Origin of the sequence: Priestia sp. TSO9 (assembly GCF_021029645.1) — a bacterium.
Taxonomy (GTDB): domain Bacteria; phylum Bacillota; class Bacilli; order Bacillales; family Bacillaceae_H; genus Priestia; species Priestia megaterium_E.
In genome coordinates this window covers 452817-470233 of the sequence record NZ_JAJEKD010000013.1, presented here as the reverse complement: position 1 = coordinate 470233, position 17417 = coordinate 452817, and the positions used below count along the sequence as shown (strand labels likewise).

At 39.2% G+C, this 17417-nt stretch carries 17 protein-coding genes; 8 read left to right on the top strand and 9 right to left on the bottom strand.

All coding sequences use genetic code 11. The features are described from left to right. Positions 1–179: 179 nt before the first annotated feature. Entirely contained in the window at positions 180–1604 is a 1425-nt protein-coding gene (locus tag LJC66_RS10600) for a phospholipase D-like domain-containing protein (RefSeq protein ID WP_230932509.1), read from the bottom strand. 172 nt (positions 1605–1776) lie between these two features. On the opposite strand from LJC66_RS10600, the gene LJC66_RS10595 reads away from it, so the two are divergent. After that, complete coding sequence (locus LJC66_RS10595; protein ID WP_014460351.1) at positions 1777–2043, top strand: hypothetical protein; 267 nt, start codon at positions 1777–1779, stop codon at positions 2041–2043. Positions 2044–2045: 2 nt separating this feature from the next. On the opposite strand, the gene LJC66_RS10590 is transcribed toward LJC66_RS10595, so the two are convergent. The 3 genes from LJC66_RS10590 to LJC66_RS10580 all read right to left on the bottom strand — a co-directional run bounded on the left by LJC66_RS10590 (position 2046) and on the right by LJC66_RS10580 (position 5493). Next, entirely contained in the window at positions 2046–2645 is a 600-nt protein-coding gene (locus tag LJC66_RS10590; RefSeq protein WP_050689955.1) for a DUF3298 and DUF4163 domain-containing protein, read from the bottom strand. Positions 2646–2989: 344 nt separating this feature from the next. Further along, positions 2990–3844 (bottom strand): bifunctional methylenetetrahydrofolate dehydrogenase/methenyltetrahydrofolate cyclohydrolase FolD, encoded by an 855-nt coding sequence (gene folD, locus LJC66_RS10585; RefSeq protein ID WP_028408722.1) that lies wholly within the window; start codon positions 3842–3844, stop codon positions 2990–2992. 248 nt (positions 3845–4092) lie between these two features. Then, positions 4093–5493 carry an alpha/beta hydrolase gene (locus LJC66_RS10580; RefSeq protein ID WP_230932508.1) on the bottom strand — a complete coding sequence of 467 codons (1401 nt, stop codon included), beginning with the start codon at positions 5491–5493 and terminating at the stop codon, positions 4093–4095. Positions 5494–5694: 201 nt separating this feature from the next. Between LJC66_RS10580 and LJC66_RS10575 the strand changes: the two genes are divergently transcribed. Continuing rightward, positions 5695–6165, top strand: coding sequence for a staygreen family protein (locus LJC66_RS10575; protein ID WP_028408724.1), 471 nt, complete (start codon positions 5695–5697; stop codon positions 6163–6165). 52 nt (positions 6166–6217) lie between these two features. Continuing rightward, the gene (locus LJC66_RS10570; RefSeq protein ID WP_016763905.1) at positions 6218–6697 is read left to right on the top strand and encodes a hypothetical protein; all 480 of its coding nucleotides are present in this window, start codon (positions 6218–6220) and stop codon (positions 6695–6697) included. Between the two features lie 33 nt (positions 6698–6730). Here the strand turns inward: LJC66_RS10570 and gltD are convergent, their stop codons facing one another. Continuing rightward, positions 6731–8212, bottom strand: a complete 1482-nt coding sequence (gltD, locus tag LJC66_RS10565) for a glutamate synthase small subunit (protein WP_013082931.1) — start codon at positions 8210–8212, stop codon at positions 6731–6733. Between the two features lie 16 nt (positions 8213–8228). Further along, positions 8229–12782, bottom strand: a complete 4554-nt coding sequence (gltB, locus tag LJC66_RS10560; protein WP_230932507.1) for a glutamate synthase large subunit — start codon at positions 12780–12782, stop codon at positions 8229–8231. A 134-nt stretch (positions 12783–12916) separates the two neighbouring features. Between gltB and gltC the strand changes: the two genes are divergently transcribed. Next, the gene (gene gltC / locus LJC66_RS10555) at positions 12917–13819 is read left to right on the top strand and encodes a glutamate biosynthesis transcriptional regulator GltC (RefSeq protein ID WP_013056801.1); all 903 of its coding nucleotides are present in this window, start codon (positions 12917–12919) and stop codon (positions 13817–13819) included. A gap of 159 nt (positions 13820–13978) precedes the next feature. Continuing rightward, entirely contained in the window at positions 13979–15049 is a 1071-nt protein-coding gene (locus tag LJC66_RS10550; RefSeq protein ID WP_230932506.1) for a DUF3900 domain-containing protein, read from the top strand. A 71-nt stretch (positions 15050–15120) separates the two neighbouring features. Here LJC66_RS10550 and LJC66_RS10545 read toward each other — a convergent pair whose 3' ends face one another. Next, positions 15121–15300 carry an H-type small acid-soluble spore protein gene (locus tag LJC66_RS10545; RefSeq protein WP_013056799.1) on the bottom strand — a complete coding sequence of 60 codons (180 nt, stop codon included), beginning with the start codon at positions 15298–15300 and terminating at the stop codon, positions 15121–15123. A 77-nt stretch (positions 15301–15377) separates the two neighbouring features. Then, the gene (locus LJC66_RS10540; protein ID WP_195694262.1) at positions 15378–15737 is read right to left on the bottom strand and encodes a hypothetical protein; all 360 of its coding nucleotides are present in this window, start codon (positions 15735–15737) and stop codon (positions 15378–15380) included. 219 nt (positions 15738–15956) lie between these two features. On the opposite strand from LJC66_RS10540, the gene LJC66_RS10535 reads away from it, so the two are divergent. The 3 genes from LJC66_RS10535 (at position 15957) to LJC66_RS10525 (ending at position 16895) form a co-directional block, all read left to right on the top strand. Beyond that, entirely contained in the window at positions 15957–16265 is a 309-nt protein-coding gene (locus LJC66_RS10535) for a flagellar hook-associated protein FlgK (protein WP_013056797.1), read from the top strand. A gap of 141 nt (positions 16266–16406) precedes the next feature. Beyond that, the gene (locus LJC66_RS10530) at positions 16407–16553 is read left to right on the top strand and encodes a hypothetical protein (protein ID WP_013056796.1); all 147 of its coding nucleotides are present in this window, start codon (positions 16407–16409) and stop codon (positions 16551–16553) included. A gap of 129 nt (positions 16554–16682) precedes the next feature. Continuing rightward, entirely contained in the window at positions 16683–16895 is a 213-nt protein-coding gene (locus LJC66_RS10525) for a hypothetical protein (RefSeq protein WP_013056795.1), read from the top strand. 60 nt (positions 16896–16955) lie between these two features. On the opposite strand, the gene LJC66_RS10520 is transcribed toward LJC66_RS10525, so the two are convergent. Beyond that, positions 16956–17390, bottom strand: a complete 435-nt coding sequence (locus tag LJC66_RS10520; protein WP_013056794.1) for a MerR family transcriptional regulator — start codon at positions 17388–17390, stop codon at positions 16956–16958. Between the last annotated feature and the right edge of the window lie 27 nt (positions 17391–17417).

The following is a 17417-nucleotide window of genomic DNA, read 5'->3' as shown; positions in this document are numbered from 1 at the left end:
TTTCCACGTGTCTTCCTCCTTTTTGTTTATTATGTTTATACTACCTAGTTTTCCCAATAAATAAAAGAGGATAATTTACGTTATTTGATAAGTTTGTTTATGCATTTATTTATAAGATATGTAACAAAAAGCACCCAATGGATATACCATTGAGTGCTTTTTGTTCTACTGCCGGTTGTTTAAATAAATTCCTTAAAAAACCTTGTCACTTTTGCAAGGGCGTATAGGAAGGTCCGCTTCATAACAGGTTCTTCTTTCTTTTGGATGTCAGGAGATTTAATCCATCGCTTATGGTTAGCAACAAGGACACTTTTATCCATTTTGTTTTCCATCGCCATCGTCAGCTTTTTTGCAAATTCTTGACTATCGATAAGGACCATGGATTCATTATTCAAAAATGTAGAACGGGAATCTAAATTAAAAGAGCCTACGGCACTGAGTCTTTGATCATAAATCACAGACTTTGCATGAATCGAATAAGGTCCTTGGTATTCGTAAAGCTTTACACCTGTTTTCACAATCGTATCACGCATACTTATATACCCGGAAAAAGCCAACACATTGGGCGTAGATGTAACTGAATTTGTGAGTAGCGTCCATTGAACAGCTGGATTCTTTTTCATTGCTATATACTTTCTCATCGCATTGGTTGGCACCACATAAGGACTTTGAATAAGAACAGAGCGGTTAGCTGCTTCTGCCAAATTAATAAACGTTTTCCACATAAAAGGTCGTTTATTAAAGCGTTCAATTGGATTATGAATAAAAGAAACACGCTTTGTAGGAACGGTGGAAGTATTCCAATTAATCTTAAGCGTCGCAAACGTTTCTCCTACTTGCTTAGCTTTATCATATTGCTGCAGCAGCAAAGCTTTCATTCTCTTTCCCTGATCGACCTGGTACTGCGTGAGATGATAAAAAGCTTTTTTAGTGTAAGGATGAGCCCATAATTCATTTATATAATTTTGCATTTGAGTGATGACGCTATCTTGTTTATGTTTGCTGTTTGTAATAAAGACATCACGATCATAGACGAAGTCTGGAGGAGGCTTTTTAGCCAAATATTTGTCCCCTATATTCCGTCCTCCTATTATACCTAGTCTACCGTCTACAATCATTATTTTGTCATGCATACGATTTTGCCACGCCCAAGGTTTAAACAATTGAAGCGGTTCGTAATACTTCACTTTAATATTAGGATGTGAAGCTAATGCATAGAGCACGCCTCTTCGATTTCCTCGTAAGCCGTTAGCTATCCCATCTAAAAGAACGCGAGTATGGACGCCTCGATCAGCTGCTTTAAAAAGAGCGGCCATAATTAAATCAGTTGACTCTCCTTTTCCTATTGAGTAATAAGCAATATCAATCGATTTCTCAGCTTCTTGAATCATTTGAATACGAACTCTTCCTGCCTCATAACCATCTTCAAGAAGTCTCACTCGGTCCGTAGACTCCCTGTGACCAAAAAAGCTAGCCGGTTTAATTGAGGTCGTTCCCTCTCCTGTTTTTAAAGGTACATAAAAGAGAACCACCGCCGCTATAACCACGTACAGAATATATAAAGATAAAATAATAAGTAATCCTTTGAATGCTATTTTTATCATCGCAACTCCAGCTTCTTGTCTTTTTCTGTTATCGTTCACAAATAAGGACCATTACATGCAAGAAACTGCTTCCTTGATTGCTTTGCGCTTTGTCTTTTTGACACATTTATTTTTTCTGATTCACTATTTGTATAGTATGCTAGTACATATCATAGAAAAAAGGATGATGGTGATGGAGGAATATTCTTTTCGTTTTCATATCACAGATTCTTACCCTTTGCAAAATGAAAACGATAAAATAGAAGCTGTGGTACGCACCAAAATCAAGCATGCGGAGCGGGGATGCTTGTATGAGGGTTATCTTCGTGTTCATATCACTAAAATCGGGGTATTCCCTGTAGCAAAAGATATTGCTGAAGCGATTAGCGTTCGTTCGCTTCGTCAGCAGTTAGCGGCCGAATTAAAAAGATACGTACGGCCGCACCGCAATTTTTTATAACTTTATCCAAACATTTGTCCAAGTGGACTTTCATCTTCAATAATATCTTGAATAGCGTAGATAGAAATTGGAAAGTAAGGAATTCCATATGCGTAAGGAGCCAGGTCATACAGCTGATAAAAGAGCACAAGTGATTTATCGGCGATATAAAAATCTTGATCTGGTTTAATTCCTTTATACTCTCCAAGAACCATAATATCGCGCTCTTTTATTTGCTCTCCTACTATTTTAGAAAGAATGCTCACGTAATTACTGTCTTTTTTAAATAGATCTTTGAGTTGATACGTTTTTCCAGTCAGCACATTAAACGTTAACGGAACGACCACGGTCAAACCATGCGCTCCCCCGGAATAAGCAAAATTGACAAGTGTTAAGCTGAGCACATTTCGCTCGTTCGTTTTCAACTCATAATAACCCGTTTCTTCTGTATCCGGATTTTCTCCATATCCTTGCTGACGAATTAATTCATTCGTGCGCTGCAAAATTTTACTGTTCATGCTGTGCTGAACAGCTTGATTAGTCAAATGTACAACTGGATAATAAACGTTTAACTTTTTCTTCACCATTTGTTGAGAATATACGGTTGCAGGTAACGTAACCATCGCTTCCTCCTCTTTGTATACAGGTTGTTACATTCTATTCTTTTAGCCTCCATTCCATTACTGAAGCAAAGAAAGATTCAGACATAGCGAAATCAATCCAACCTAAAGACGAACAAACTGGATAAATGCTCTAGTATGGATTGCTTGTAACACCGCTATTGATTTCCGCGGAAGTCTTCGCCTTGCCCTCCAATCACCAGCTAGAAGCACACTCATACATGAAACCTATGTTAACTTTATCAATGAAAAAATCCGAACAAGTTTGATTCTCAATCAAGAATCAAACTCGTTCGGATCTTCCTTCAACGAAAATACCTTTGTCTCAGCCTCTTTTTTACTTCTTGTTATTTTACGTTGTTAATTGTTTTAGCAGCGTCTACCGTATTTTTTAATAACATTGTGATGGTCATCGGGCCAACTCCGCCTGGTACTGGTGTGATATAACCTGCAACTTCTAAAGCCGCTTCGTAATCAACATCACCAACGAGTTTACCATTTTCCATTGTGTTACCTACATCAATTACAATCGCACCCGGCTTAATATCATCTGCTTTAATAAGTCTAGGTTGTCCTACAGCTGACACAAGAATATCAGCTTGTTTTGTTAAAGCAGATAAATCTTTTGTGCGAGAGTGAGCAATTGTTACCGTTGCACTTTCTTGAAGTAACAGCATGGATACTGGTTTACCAACAATATTGCTTCGTCCAATTACTACCGCATGTTTACCTGAAATTTCTTCACCTGAACGTTTAATTAACTCAACGATGCCGTGTGGTGTACATGGTAAATAGCACTCATCGCCAATAACCATATTCCCTACGCTTACTGGGTGGAAGCCATCTACATCTTTTTTAGGAGATACAGCATTTAATACTGCTTTTTCATCAATATGTTTTGGTAATGGAAGTTGAATAAGAATACCATGAACAGATGGATTTCCATTCAAGTGATGGATTTCGTTTAAAAGCTCTTCTTCAGTAATCGTTACGTCACGTTTGATAATTTCAGATGCAACACCTATTTCTTCACAAGCCTTTGCTTTTGCTTTTACATATGATTGCGAAGCAGGATTTTCTCCTACTAAAATCACAGTTAAACCAGGAACGATACCTTTTGTTTTTAATTGAGCTACCTCTTCTTTTAATGCGGCGCGCAGTTCTTGCGCTACTTCTTTTCCTTTAATTACTTTCGCTGTCATGATGTTTTTTGCTCCTTTCAACTGTAGCCATTTAATAAATGTACGAATTATAGTTATTAATCTAACACAAAAGTTCGGTTTTGTTCAATGTTTTTATTATTTTTATTTTAAATAGATGAAAATAAATAACAAATAACGTATATTCCGTTCTTATCGCACTATAATATTTTGTATTCACCAAAGGTGTTTTTATTCAAACATTGCTTTCCCAAATTAAAAACCGCACCTTCGGCACGGTTTTGAACGATTTATTTTTCTGTTGATATGCTTTTCTTTGTAGTCAACGGCAGCACGTCTTCCTCTGTTTTTAGATCTTTTACATGCATTTCCTTGAGAGGCGCACTTATTTTCTTATTTTTCGGAGGTTCTTCAAAATTCTCCACCCAATCACATAGCAGTTCAAATCCTTGATACACATAAGGCAGAAGAGGCTGAAGCTTTCGATCTGGGTCAATTTGATGATTCCATACTAAGCTATCAATGTGGTTGCCATTTTCAATTACATAGTGACGATGAAGGTGCTGCTTACCAGAATCTTTTACCAGTTGTTCATAAGGATAAGCATGAATATCCGGAAAAATAAGAGCATCTAACGACCCTGTAATGCTTATCAACGGAACGGAAATATCACCTGTATTTTCAATTTCACGAACTCTTTGCTTTACATCTTGCGGTCTTTCTTGATAATCATACTTTTCAAAAATAGAATCTAACGAACGATCTCTAACTCCGTTTTCAAAAAGAGTCAAGTATTTTTGCCATGGAATGCTTCCAGGTGCTTGACTGTCAAACTCATCTCTATATATATTAAGCGTTAAAAACCAATAATACTGGTCATGATATGGCCATAAAAACTCAGATCCTTTTGGCAACCCTGCTTGATACAAACGGTGCAAAGCTTCTTTTTGCGATTCACCTACGGTGTACAGTGCTTCTTCAGCATGATTTACAACAGGTGTTAAGGAAGTAATCAAGTTATCGTGATCAGCTCGCCACATAACCCCTTCCCATTCAACGCCTCCATTAAAAAGCTGAGGCTCTCCATTTTTCCCGTCCTTTTCTAAAGCATAGCGAACAACATAACCCCCGTTAGAAATACCTAACGCATACGTTTTTATATCAAAATATTCTGTCACTTCTTTTTGAAGTTTGTGACGATAATTTTCAAACAAAAATCTCTGCGCGATTTTTGTCACTTCTCGGTATTGAATATGCCATTTTCTAATAGAGTCTTCTTCTTTGACTAGAGCGTTCTTTGCTTTAGCAAATGGATCATCACTCACTTCTTCTCCCTGAGTTCCTTTATCAGAAGCAGCAAACGCAAACCCTTTTGCCAACACATAGTCACTGAATAGTAAATCCGTTGATTTCTCATCTCGGGTAGCTGGGACTCCTGACATAACTAACTTTCCATTCCAATCATCGGGAATTCGAATGAGAAATTTACCACCATCAACTTCACCTTCTACTTGAACGCCCGTTATTTCTTCAGGCTGATACATGTAATACCATCCATTTTTTTCTTCTTTTGTTCCCCAATAGATAGGAGCCAGCCCAATGTTTCCATAGGCAGTCGCTGCTTGAAATTGAAGAGGATTTTTAGTCGTTAGCCAGTTTCCATACTTACCGTCAAACGTTGTGATATTCAAGTGATGACCTCCATTCACATTTGCTTTTGAAGAAACTCTTGGGGACTATACATGCATAATTTTAGTTAAATATTACCATCATTTTCTCAAAAAGTACATCAAAACGCCTTTCTTACAGAAAGAAAGTAGACATTTATCACAACTGAGCCCCTAGCGCCGTATAATATTGAAATTTATTCAAAAAAAGGAGTGTAAATGACTATGAGTTCGTTTAATTCTTCAAAACTTTCTACGACTCTTATTCCCCCTGCTACTTCCTCCTATCCGGTTTCCGGAAGAAAATATACTCTTACTCATTCTGATACAACCGGTCAGCTTTTTTTAAGCATCGGATGCTCATATAACAACAAGGCGATAGATAAAAATATGCGTGATGAAGTACTGGCTGCTCTTCACGTAACAGACCGACAAGCAGTTATTCAAGGCGAAGTTTTTGTTAGCGGGGGCGAGTTCAGCCGCGAGCAAGCTCAGCTTCGTTATCAAATTTTCCGTCGTGAACTCCCCCTTGCTTTAGAAGCAATGTTTTACGGAGACCAAGCGTTTTTTCAACATTATCCCGACTTGCTAAATACACCAATTTACATTTATTTTATATCGACTTATCAAGAATTTAGAGGGTGGTCCTATTATCAAACTCCTAAATTTTATTTAAAACAAACATGCAGCAGCTAGCACGCTCGTGCATAAACTAATGGGAAATGAACGAGGAAGGTGTGAATGTTTCATGTACAGTCAATGGGTTTACCCCTATATGCCGCGCTATTACCATCCAGTGGTTCCTACTACGAATGAAAATTATTTAGAACCTTATAGATACAATGAAGACTTATTTTCTTATATCCTGCATGAAGAAGAGGAAGTTAGATCTACACGCGATGTAGACAGAGTGATGAAAATTTTAAAACGCCAGTATCAGTCCATCTACAGAGATGCTCAACGAGGCGGGATGGATAGCAAACTAACAGAATACTTATTTCGTTCCATTGTAAGATTTGTTGATGATAACTATAACAATTACAGCGGATCTATTAACGAACGCGTTGAAAAAGCCGCGCGACAGTTAAAAAAACGTGACCCCTGGATATTTGAACTTTTTAACTTATACAGCGTTTCCCCCGCTTCACAAGTTCGAATTACCAACACGATTTTAACCGTTTCATTTGAGAATTTACGTAGAGGAAATGAAGTTCCAAATCCTAGATAAACAAAAAACCGCCACAATTGTGACGGTTTTTTGTTATGGTAATACAGTTGCTCCCATTAGATGGCTATCAACTTGTTTAGCGACTTCACGACCTTCATGAATAGCCCATACGATTAAACTTTGCCCACGCCGAGCGTCACCAGCAGCAAAAACACCTTCAACATTTGTTTTGTAATTTCCATACGCTGCATCTACGCGACGATTTTTCGTTTCAACACCAAACGCTGATAGAACCGGATGCTCTGGACCTTCAAACCCAATCGCAATAAAGACAAGCTGAGCTGGCCATACTTTTTCTGTTCCTGGAATTTCGGTAAAGATGTACTGTCCATTTTCACCTTTTACTTTTTCCATTTGAACCGTATGAAGTTCCTTTAGATTGCCTTGCTCATCTGCCACGATTTTTTTCGTTTGAATTGAATATTCACGTGGATCGTCCCCAAATTTCGCCTGTGCTTCTTCATAAGCATATTCAAGATTAAATACATGTGGATATTCAGGCCACATATTATCTGCCGTACGCTCAGCAGGAAGCTGAGGATGTTTACCAAACTGAACAACGCTGCGGCATTTTTGACGAAGAGCAGTAGCTACACAGTCAGCTCCCGTGTCTCCGCCTCCAATAACAATAACGTCTTTTCCTTCAGCATCAATAAATTGACCATCTTTGAAGTTAGAGTCTAAAAGGCTTTTTGTTGAAGTTGTTAAGTAGTCCATTGCAAAGTGAACTCCTTTTGCTTCACGACCTTCTAATACTAGATCTCTTTGCTTCTGAGCTCCTGTACACAAAATTACAGCATCATATTGTTCTTTTAATTCTTCAGCAGTAATGTCTTTTCCAACTTCCGTATTTGTTACAAAATCAATACCTTCTTGCGTCAATAAGCGAACACGTCTTTCCACTACTTCTTTATCTAGCTTCATATTCGGGATTCCATATGTTAATAAACCGCCAGCACGATCTGCTCTTTCATATACCGTTACCGAATGACCCGCTTGGTTCAGCTGATCTGCGCTTGCTAAGCCTGCTGGCCCAGAGCCAATAACAGCAATTTTTTTGCCTGTTCTTTTCTCCGGAATTCGCGGAGTAATCCACCCATTCTCAAAGCCTTTATCAATAATAGCGCGTTCGATATTCTTAATCGAAACGGCTGGATCTGAAATAGCAAGCGTACAGGAACCTTCACACGGAGCAGGACAAACGCGTCCTGTAAACTCCGGGAAGTTGTTCGTTTTCATTAAACGCTCTAAAGCTTCTTTCCAGCGTCCTTTATAAACTAAATCATTCCACTCTGGAATTAAGTTATAGATTGGACATCCAGAAGTAAAAGCATTAATATCCATTCCCATGTGGCAAAAAGGTGTGCCACAATCCATACATCGTGCCCCTTGACGGCTTAGCGCTTCATCAGATAAAGGAGCAGCATACTCTTTCCAATCACCTAAACGTTTTAACGGGTCACGTTCCTTCCCTTTTTCACGTTTGATTTCCATAAATCCTGTTGGTTTTCCCATTGTACTCTCCCCTTTCTTACTGAGCTACCGCTTCTTGTTGTTTTGCCGATGCTTTCTTTTCTTGTTTTGCATTTTCCTCAAACGCACTCATAGCTGCTTCTTCTTCCGTTAGTCCAGCTGCTTTTTGCTCTTCAATGCGATTCATCATGCGTTTATAATCATTCGGAATCACTTTTACAAATTTTGAAAGTGATTGTTCCCAATTTTCCAAAACAAATGCTGCTTTATGACTGTTCGTATATTTCAGATGATTTGAAACCATCTCTTTTACTTCTTCTGCTTCTTCGCCTTTTAAGCTCTCAAACCCAATCATGTCTTTATTGCAAAGGTTTTTGAATGCTTCTTGATCATCAGCAAATACGTAAGCAATACCGCCTGACATTCCTGCACCAAAGTTTTTACCTACATCGCCTAATACGACAACACGTCCGCCAGTCATATATTCACAGCCATGATCGCCAATTCCTTCAACCACTACGTTCACACCGCTGTTACGAACTGCAAAACGTTCCCCTGCTAGCCCGCTAACATAGGCTTCACCGCTTGTTGCACCGTAAAATGCAACGTTCCCAACGATAACATTCTCGCCTGACACAGCTGTTGTTTCCTTAGGTGGAGCAACAATGATTTTACCTCCTGATAAACCTTTTCCGATATAATCATTTGCATCTCCAGTTAGATACATAGACATTCCTTTTGGAACAAACGCACCAAAACTTTGTCCTGCTGAGCCAGTGAATCGAAGAGTAATCGTATCTTCTGGCAGACCTTTCTCACCGTAACGTTTTGTAACTTCACTTCCCACAATTGTTCCAGCTACACGGTTAATATTAGAAATTGGAAGTTCTAACTCGACTTGATACTTATGCTCGATTGCTTGCTGTACCGCAGGCAAAATCTTTTGCATATCAAGAGATTCGTCAATTTTATGATTTTGAGGTGTTTTAAAGGTACGTACACCTTCAGCTTGATATAAAAGAGTTGTTAAGTCTAAGTGCTGAGCCTTCCAGTGATTTTTTGCACGTTCGCTAACGCTTAATACGTCTGTACGTCCAACCATTTCATCCACTGTTTTAAATCCAAGTTCAGCCATAATTTCGCGCACTTCTTGTGCAACAAATTTCATATAGTTAACGATGTGGTCCGCTTCTCCCAGGAACTTTTTACGAAGCTCTGGATTTTGCGTCGCCACTCCAACTGGGCATGTATCTAAGTGACACGCACGCATCATGATACATCCTAAAACAATTAAAGGTGCCGTAGCAAAACCAAACTCTTCTGCTCCTAGAAGTGCTGCCATGACTACATCTTTACCCGTCATTAATTTCCCGTCTGTTTCAAGCACTACTTTTTCACGAAGACCGTTTAACATAAGCGTTTGATGAGCTTCTGCTAAGCCAAGTTCCCACGGTAGTCCAGTATGTTTAATACTTGTTTTTGGAGATGCTCCCGTACCTCCGTCGTAACCGCTAATGACAATAACATCCGCTACTCCTTTTGCTACTCCGGCAGCAATCGTTCCTACACCTGCTTTTGAAACGAGCTTGACGCTGATTCGTGCATCACGGTTTATATTTTTCAAGTCATGAATAAGCTGCGCTAAATCTTCAATCGAATAAATATCGTGGTGTGGAGGAGGTGAAATTAAGCCTACTCCTGGCGTTGATCCACGTACATCTGCCACCCATGGATATACTTTGTTTCCTGGAAGCTGACCGCCTTCTCCAGGTTTTGCACCTTGTGCCATTTTAATTTGAAGCTCATCGGCATTCACAAGGTAGTGACTTTTCACCCCAAAACGCCCAGAAGCGATTTGTTTAATCGCACTGCGGCGATTATCTCCATTCTCATCCAGAGTGTAGCGGCTAGGATGCTCGCCACCTTCTCCACTGTTGCTGCGTGCCCCTAAACGGTTCATCGCAACCGCTAATGTTTCATGAGCTTCTTGACTTAAAGATCCAAACGACATAGCACCTGATTTAAAACGTTTTACAATCGAATCAACTGATTCCACTTCATCAATGGAGATAGATGAACGCGATCCATTAAACGAGAACAGGTTGCGCAAGAAACCGATGCGTTCTTCATTAGCCGATTCAGAGAATTTTTTAAATAAGCTGTAATCTCCCTTACGGCAAGCCCACTGCAGCGTGTGAATTGTTTTTGGATTAAACGCATGATGCTCGCCCGTGTGTCTCCACTGGAAGTCACTTCCTGATTCTAACGTTTGCTCAATTGTTTCAACATAAGCATTGTCATGACGCGTTTTTGCTTCTTTTGCAATAACATCTAAACCGATACCGCCAAGCTGCGAGGCAGTGCCTGTAAAATAGTGCTCGATAACCTCTGCACTGATTCCAACTGCTTCAAAAATTTGTGCGCCCCGATAACTTTGCACCGTTGAAATACCCATTTTAGACATTACTTTTACGACACCTTCAGTAACGGCTTTTACATATTTCTCAACAGCATAATCATACGATACGTTCAACGTACCTGCGTTAATTTCATTTTGATATGTTGCAAAAGTAAGATATGGATTAATTGCGTCTGCGCCGTAACCAATCAGCGCTGCAAAATGGTGCACTTCACGCGCTTCTCCCGTTTCCACTACAATGCTCGCCTTTGTACGGTTTCCTTTTCGCACTAGGTGCTGGTGCAGCCCGCTGACCGCTAATAAAGCTGGAATAGCTACAGATTGAGCTCCCGCTTCACGGTCTGTCAGAACAAGAATGCTAGCACCCGCGTTAATTGCCGCTTCAGCTTCAGCAAATACGCGATCAAGATCTGCTTTTAAATCATTTGTAAATACAGCAGATATAACAGCACTTTTGAAATCCGGATGAATGGCAGACTTCAGCTGATCAGTTTGATCGTTTGTTAAAACCGGCGTCTCAAGCTGAATTCGATGAATGTTTTTTTTGGTTGGATGCAGTAAATTCCCTTCTGCACCAAGCAATGTCATTGTCGATGTAACCAACTGTTCACGAATAGCATCGATCGGTGGATTCGTTACTTGAGCAAATAGCTGCTTAAAGTAATTGAACAGCGATTGAGGACGATCAGACAACACGGCTAATGGAGTATCGTTACCCATTGAACCAAGCGGATCTTTTCCTTCTGTAATAACTGGAACTAAGTATTTATGAATATCTTCATACGTGTAGCCAAATGACTTCTGGCGAATGACCAAATCATCGAAGTATTCAGATTTTTCTCCCTGTACTTCTGGCAACGTTACCAGCTGTTCATCTAACCACTCTTGATAAGGCTCAGCCTGTGCCATTTCAGATTTAATTTCTTCGTCTGAAATAATTCGGCCCTCCTCTAAATCGATTAGAAGCATTTTACCTGGGCTTAAACGATCTTTATATAATACATTTTCATCTTCAACATCAATGACGCCTACTTCTGATGAAAGTATGATGTAATCATCTTTTGTAACATAATAGCGAGCTGGACGTAAACCGTTACGGTCTAAAATAGCACCGATTTGTTTTCCATCCGTAAACGAAATAGCAGTCGGACCATCCCATGGCTCCATTAATGCGCTATGATACTCATAGAAAGCACGTTTTTCTTTTGACATGTGCGGATTCTCAGACCAAGGTTCTGGAATAAGCATCATCGCTGCATGCGCTGGCTTACGGCCGGCCAATACAAAGAACTCTAGCGCATTATCTAACATGGATGAGTCGCTTCCTTCAGCATCTAAAATTGGAAGAACCTTCGGCAAATCCTTACCAAATGCGTCCGAAACAAACTGCTGTTCACGTGCTCTCATCCAGTTTTGATTGCCGCGAAGCGTATTGATTTCACCGTTATGAATTAAATAACGGTTTGGATGTGCTCTTTCCCAGCTTGGGAACGTGTTTGTGCTAAAGCGAGAATGCACTAAAGCAAACGCTGAAGTAAAGTCTTCATCTTGTAGGTCAAGATAAAAAGCATCAACTTGCTCAGGCGTTAATAACCCTTTGTACACAATTGTTCTACTTGAAAGACTCGTAAAATAAAAACGATTTTGACGCGCCTGCGCCCAATTTTCCGCTTGCTTACGAATAACATATAGCTTGCGTTCAAACGCTAAGTCATCTTGAATACCGTCATTTGCCCCAATAAATACTTGTCGTACGTACGGACAGCTTTCTTTTGCAACTTTTCCGATTTTTCCGACATTTACAGGTACAGTTCTCCAACCTAGTAACGTTTGTCCCTCTTCTTCAATTAATTTATTAATATAAACTTCGATTTCTCGACGCTCGTCTTCGTTATTTGAGAAAAAGATCATTCCAACTCCATAACGACCTTTTTCAGGCAAGTTCAATTCAACGCATGTCTTTTTAAAGAACGCGTGTGGAATTTGTACCATTAATCCAGCTCCATCTCCTGTTAGCGGATCGCTTCCCTGTCCGCCTCGATGGTCAAGCTGGCAAAGCATATTTAGTCCTTTTTTAACGATATCATGTGACGCTACGCCTTTCAATTGAGCGTATAGTCCGATTCCACATGCATCGTGCTCAAATTCAGGACGGTAGAGACCTTGAGCTTTTGGCATTTGATTGTATGTCATCTTCTTCTCCCCCGTTCGTTTTCTTTATCTTTTTAAGATCACCTGTTTACATTGTAAGTTTTCAAATCAATATAAACAATATATAATTTAGATAAAACTAATCTAAATTTGATATATATAGATGGAGGATGCCTATGGAACTGCGTCAATTACGCTATTTTATGGAAGTTGCAAAAAGAGAACACGTATCTGAGGCGGCAGAGTATCTGCATGTAGCTCAATCAGCGATCAGCCGTCAAATCGCGAACCTGGAGTCTGAGCTAGGTGTTAGTTTATTCAAACGCGAAGGAAGAAATGTCAAGTTAACAGCAATAGGAAAAGTCTTTCTTGAGCATACGGAGACGGCTATGAAAGCTATTGACTATGCGAAAGAACAAATTGATGAATACCTGGATCCCGAAAGAGGAACGATTAAAATCGGATTTCCCACAAGCCTTGCCAGTCACCTTCTTCCTACTATTATATCAGCCTTTAAAGAAGAACACCCAAATGTTGCTTTTCATCTTAGACAAGGTTCGTATAAATTTTTAATTGAATCGGTTAAAAAAAGAGATATTAATATCGCTTTTTTAGGCCCTGTACCTGTAGAGGACCAGAGTATAGAAGGGCATATTCTATTCACTGAAAATCTTTTAGCCCTTGTTCCTTCTCATCATCCGCTCGCTGAACGGGATAACATTCGGCTGCGGGATTTAAGAAATGAAGATTTTGTGCTATTTCCAAAAGGATTCATTTTACATAAAATGGCCTTTGACGCTTGCAAACAAGCAGGATTCATGCCTAATATTTCATCTGAAGGAGAAGATTTAGATGCGATTAAAGGTCTTGTATCCGCAGGAATTGGCGTCACGCTTCTTCCCGAAAGCACAGTGTCTGAAACGACTCCTCGTTTTACAACTAAACTTCCTATTCATACGCCGCAGCTTCAGCGTACAGTCGGGATGATTATTCCTCGAAATCGTGATTTAGCACCTTCTGATAAAATTTTTTATAAGTTTGTCAAAACCTTTTTTGAACGGTTGGAGCAGTATAAATAAGAGAGGCTCCTGCCTCTCTTATTCTTTACTTTATACACTATTCCTCAGCTGATCAATTGTATAAATAGATCTTCTTCCCCTAAAGCTAACAGGCATTGACGCTTACCGGACTCTTTCTTATACTGGAGTAACTGACTAAAAAGAAACAAGGTGACTGCTATGGATTTTAAAATTAATTTTTTATCATTTTACGTAATACAAGTAGAAGGAAAAGAAGAACAGGCTTCTAAACAATATAAGCATTTTCAAACGCTTGATACAGAAGAATATGAAGAAAGTCCCATTAAAGATTTTTTAGACGGTGAATTTAAAAAAATTGTAAAGCGCAAAGTAGAGCGACACCCCAAAGCAGAACAAGTGCCTACAAAGCTCGGATATTTTATAGTTGAACCAGGACACGCTCTCGACTCAAACCCTAATTATAATTTATTTCACCGCACTCGTTTTGCCACAACCAAAGAAGAATTTGAAGAAAATAGCGAACAGTTTATCAATGCATACCTTGATACTGCAGCCGTTCGAGGAGGAGCATTTTTAGTTGTATCTGCTGTTCCAAGAAAATATTTTGATCATGCTTTTGTGTTTATTTTAAAATGTGACTTCGAACCAAAAGTGGCTTCAATTTCAGACGAATCAACCCTTATTCGTCACGTAGAAATGGCGATTACTACTAAAAACATGAAATCCATTCAATACCCATACATGCCTGAAGAAGGCATGGTCGAAGAAAGTGAACTTGTCATCCACCAAGCGTCTCACGCTCGTTACTTTGAAGACTTCTTGAAATTTATTGACTACAACGAGCCGATGCCTGAGATTATGAAAACACAAGTAATGGATATGGTGCGTGAACACGTCAGCGAAACGTTTGAAGCAGAAAGCGTAGAACTCGAACAGTTTGAATCGGACATGGAACTGTGGGCAACAAGTGAAAAGCGTGAGCTTCAAGAACGTTTAGATACCCATCAAGTCATGGAAGCTGCTGCTCATATCGTCGAGCATACGCCTGATGCTGAGCTTAAAATGAAGCTTGGCGAAACAGAGATTAAAGGACTGTTAGCTGATTTCGGGGAAAATATTCACTTAGCGAAAGTGAACGGACGCTACGTGGCTATAATTGAAGCGGAATCGATTCTGTTTGAAAAAGGCGCGTCTCCCATTGAGTTTCATAAGCCTGGTGATTTGCACGGAATTATTGAGAAAATCAGCAGTAAGAAATGGGAAGAATAAATAAAAGCCAGAGAGCTATGTTGTACTCTCTGGCTTTTATTTAACTGAAAAACCAGCTCTATTTATCCACCTTAATTCTCTACTAATTGGCTCACGGAAACATTTTGTTCATTTTCTGGCTGACCTAGCGGATAAATTCTTACCGTATCATTTTCTTCGCTTACATGTTGAATATAAACGGCCGTATCGTTATACGTAACGTTAGCCATAACGGGTGAATCAGCAATTTGTTTTGCTCGCTGCTTGTCCACGTTTCTTCCCCCCTCTATGTTGATATACATATAAGGTTTGCTCAAAGAATAGATGCTATTCGCCCCCTAGAGCAGTTCTACCGTTTTTTAGCGGTGCGGTAACCAAGGTAAAAAACGAAAGAAGTATAGGTAATGAATGCAGCTCCAGCCAGCAAGAGCATTTTGTGATGATGCCAAAGGGCCGCATATGTTTTGATGAAGATTCCCTTTGTAAGTAAAATATATTGATACACAATAAAAGCAACCACTAAAGCAAGAAACAGCACTCGAAACAAACGAATGAAATCAATGTTAGATACAATGGAAGCAGCTTTTACCCAGGGCGATGTAGGAGGCTGCGCTTTTTTAGCGCTGCGGCTCTTCGACTTTTGTTTCTTTGCAGGCGAAGCTTTTGATTCTTCTATTTTAGGTGCTGGTTTTTGTTTTCCTTGAGCCATTAGTCACTTTCCCTCTTTCTTAAATAAAGTGTCTAAAAAAGAAGCTTTTCTATTTTGCATATTCAAGACAAGACCGGCTATCTCCTTTTGACTTTTAAAAATACTTTCTTTTTTAAATACAGAATGTCTTTAGGTATGTGCCTATAGCATTTTTCTTATCTTCGCATACGTTATATCGTGTTTGATTTGAAATTACTATGTAAAAGGAGCGGTGCCCTAATGAACCCTTATTATTTCAACCCTGGATACATTCCTCAACAAGTTGATTACTCAGTTCAACAATACTATCCCCCTTACGTACCACAGCATGAAGAATACGATGAAAGACAGCAGCTTCAAAACCTTGGAGGATTTGAACGAAGAATTCGTGCCCTTGAGAGACAAAATGAGGAGCAAGTCAGAGAAATTACTCGTTTAAATCGCGTTGTGGAGCGACATACTGATCGTATAAACAGATTAAATCAGCGCTTACGCAATGTAGAAAGAAGACTTAACATTCCATTTACAGCAAGCCAGGACGGATTTTAAACTCACCTTAAGCATTCCCGTTTCTTTTGAGCGAGAATGCTTTTTTACATGTCTTCCGTCGTTTTTGATAGCACAAAGGATATTTGATTAAACTTTACATAAAATAAAATTTGACTATGAAAAAGAAAAGGAGAAAATCACATGAAATCCCCTGTTGTTATTTGTCCTAACTGTCATTCTCAAAAAGAGCTTGCTACCGTTTTAACTGCTCAGTCCAATCAAAACGTTATCTATACATGCTCAGCTTGCGGCTATAAGCTGACAAACATTAAAACAAGCAAAGGATAATCAGTATCTCTCACCTCACTTAGTACCTATACTCAATACGTTCTTCTGTCCATATACAAAAATTAACGTTTACGTAAATGTTATTAATTTTGTATACTGATAGTATTATGGGAAAGGGAGTTGAAGAAGTTGAAGTTTAAAATGAAGGAACGCGGGCAGCTGCATTTGAGTCCCGAAGGAAAACAATTAATTTTAGACTTGTACGAATCAAATATGATGGAATCTGTAAATGAAGCTTTGGATGCTGAAACAAGAAGCTTTCACAGTGGAAAAGCCGATGGGATACAGGCTATTTTACTTCTTTTAGGGGTACAGCTAGAAGAAAACACTTCACAATCGTAAATCAATGCCCTATAAAAAACGTAAAAGCAGACGCACTCTTCTGGTGAATGCGCCTGCTTTTTATGATTCTTCCTGCTCAAATTTTACAATTGCAGTCTTAGCACGATCTCTCAATGACAGAAGGTCAGACTCTACTTTTAAGATGTTTTTCTTTTTCTGTTCAATCAGCTTGAGCTGCTCTTCTACCGTATGTAATACTTGCTCTAACTTTTCTTTTTGTTGACTTGTTCCTTTCACTTGCCTATAATCCATCTTTTGTATTTCAAGAGTATCACTTAAAGCAAGAAATTCCTGTAATTCTTGAAGTGAAAAACCCATGACTTCTTTGGCATTCGTAATTTTCTTTAAAAATTCTACATGTTCTTCGGTGTACAGACGAAATCCACCTTCACTTCTTGGTGGTGCTGGCATCAGTCCGATTTGTTCATAATAACGAATTGTACGTTTTGTTAAACCGCTTTGCTTCGCTACATCATCTATTTTTAGTTCACTCATTTTTAAATCCCCTTTAATCAATTCACA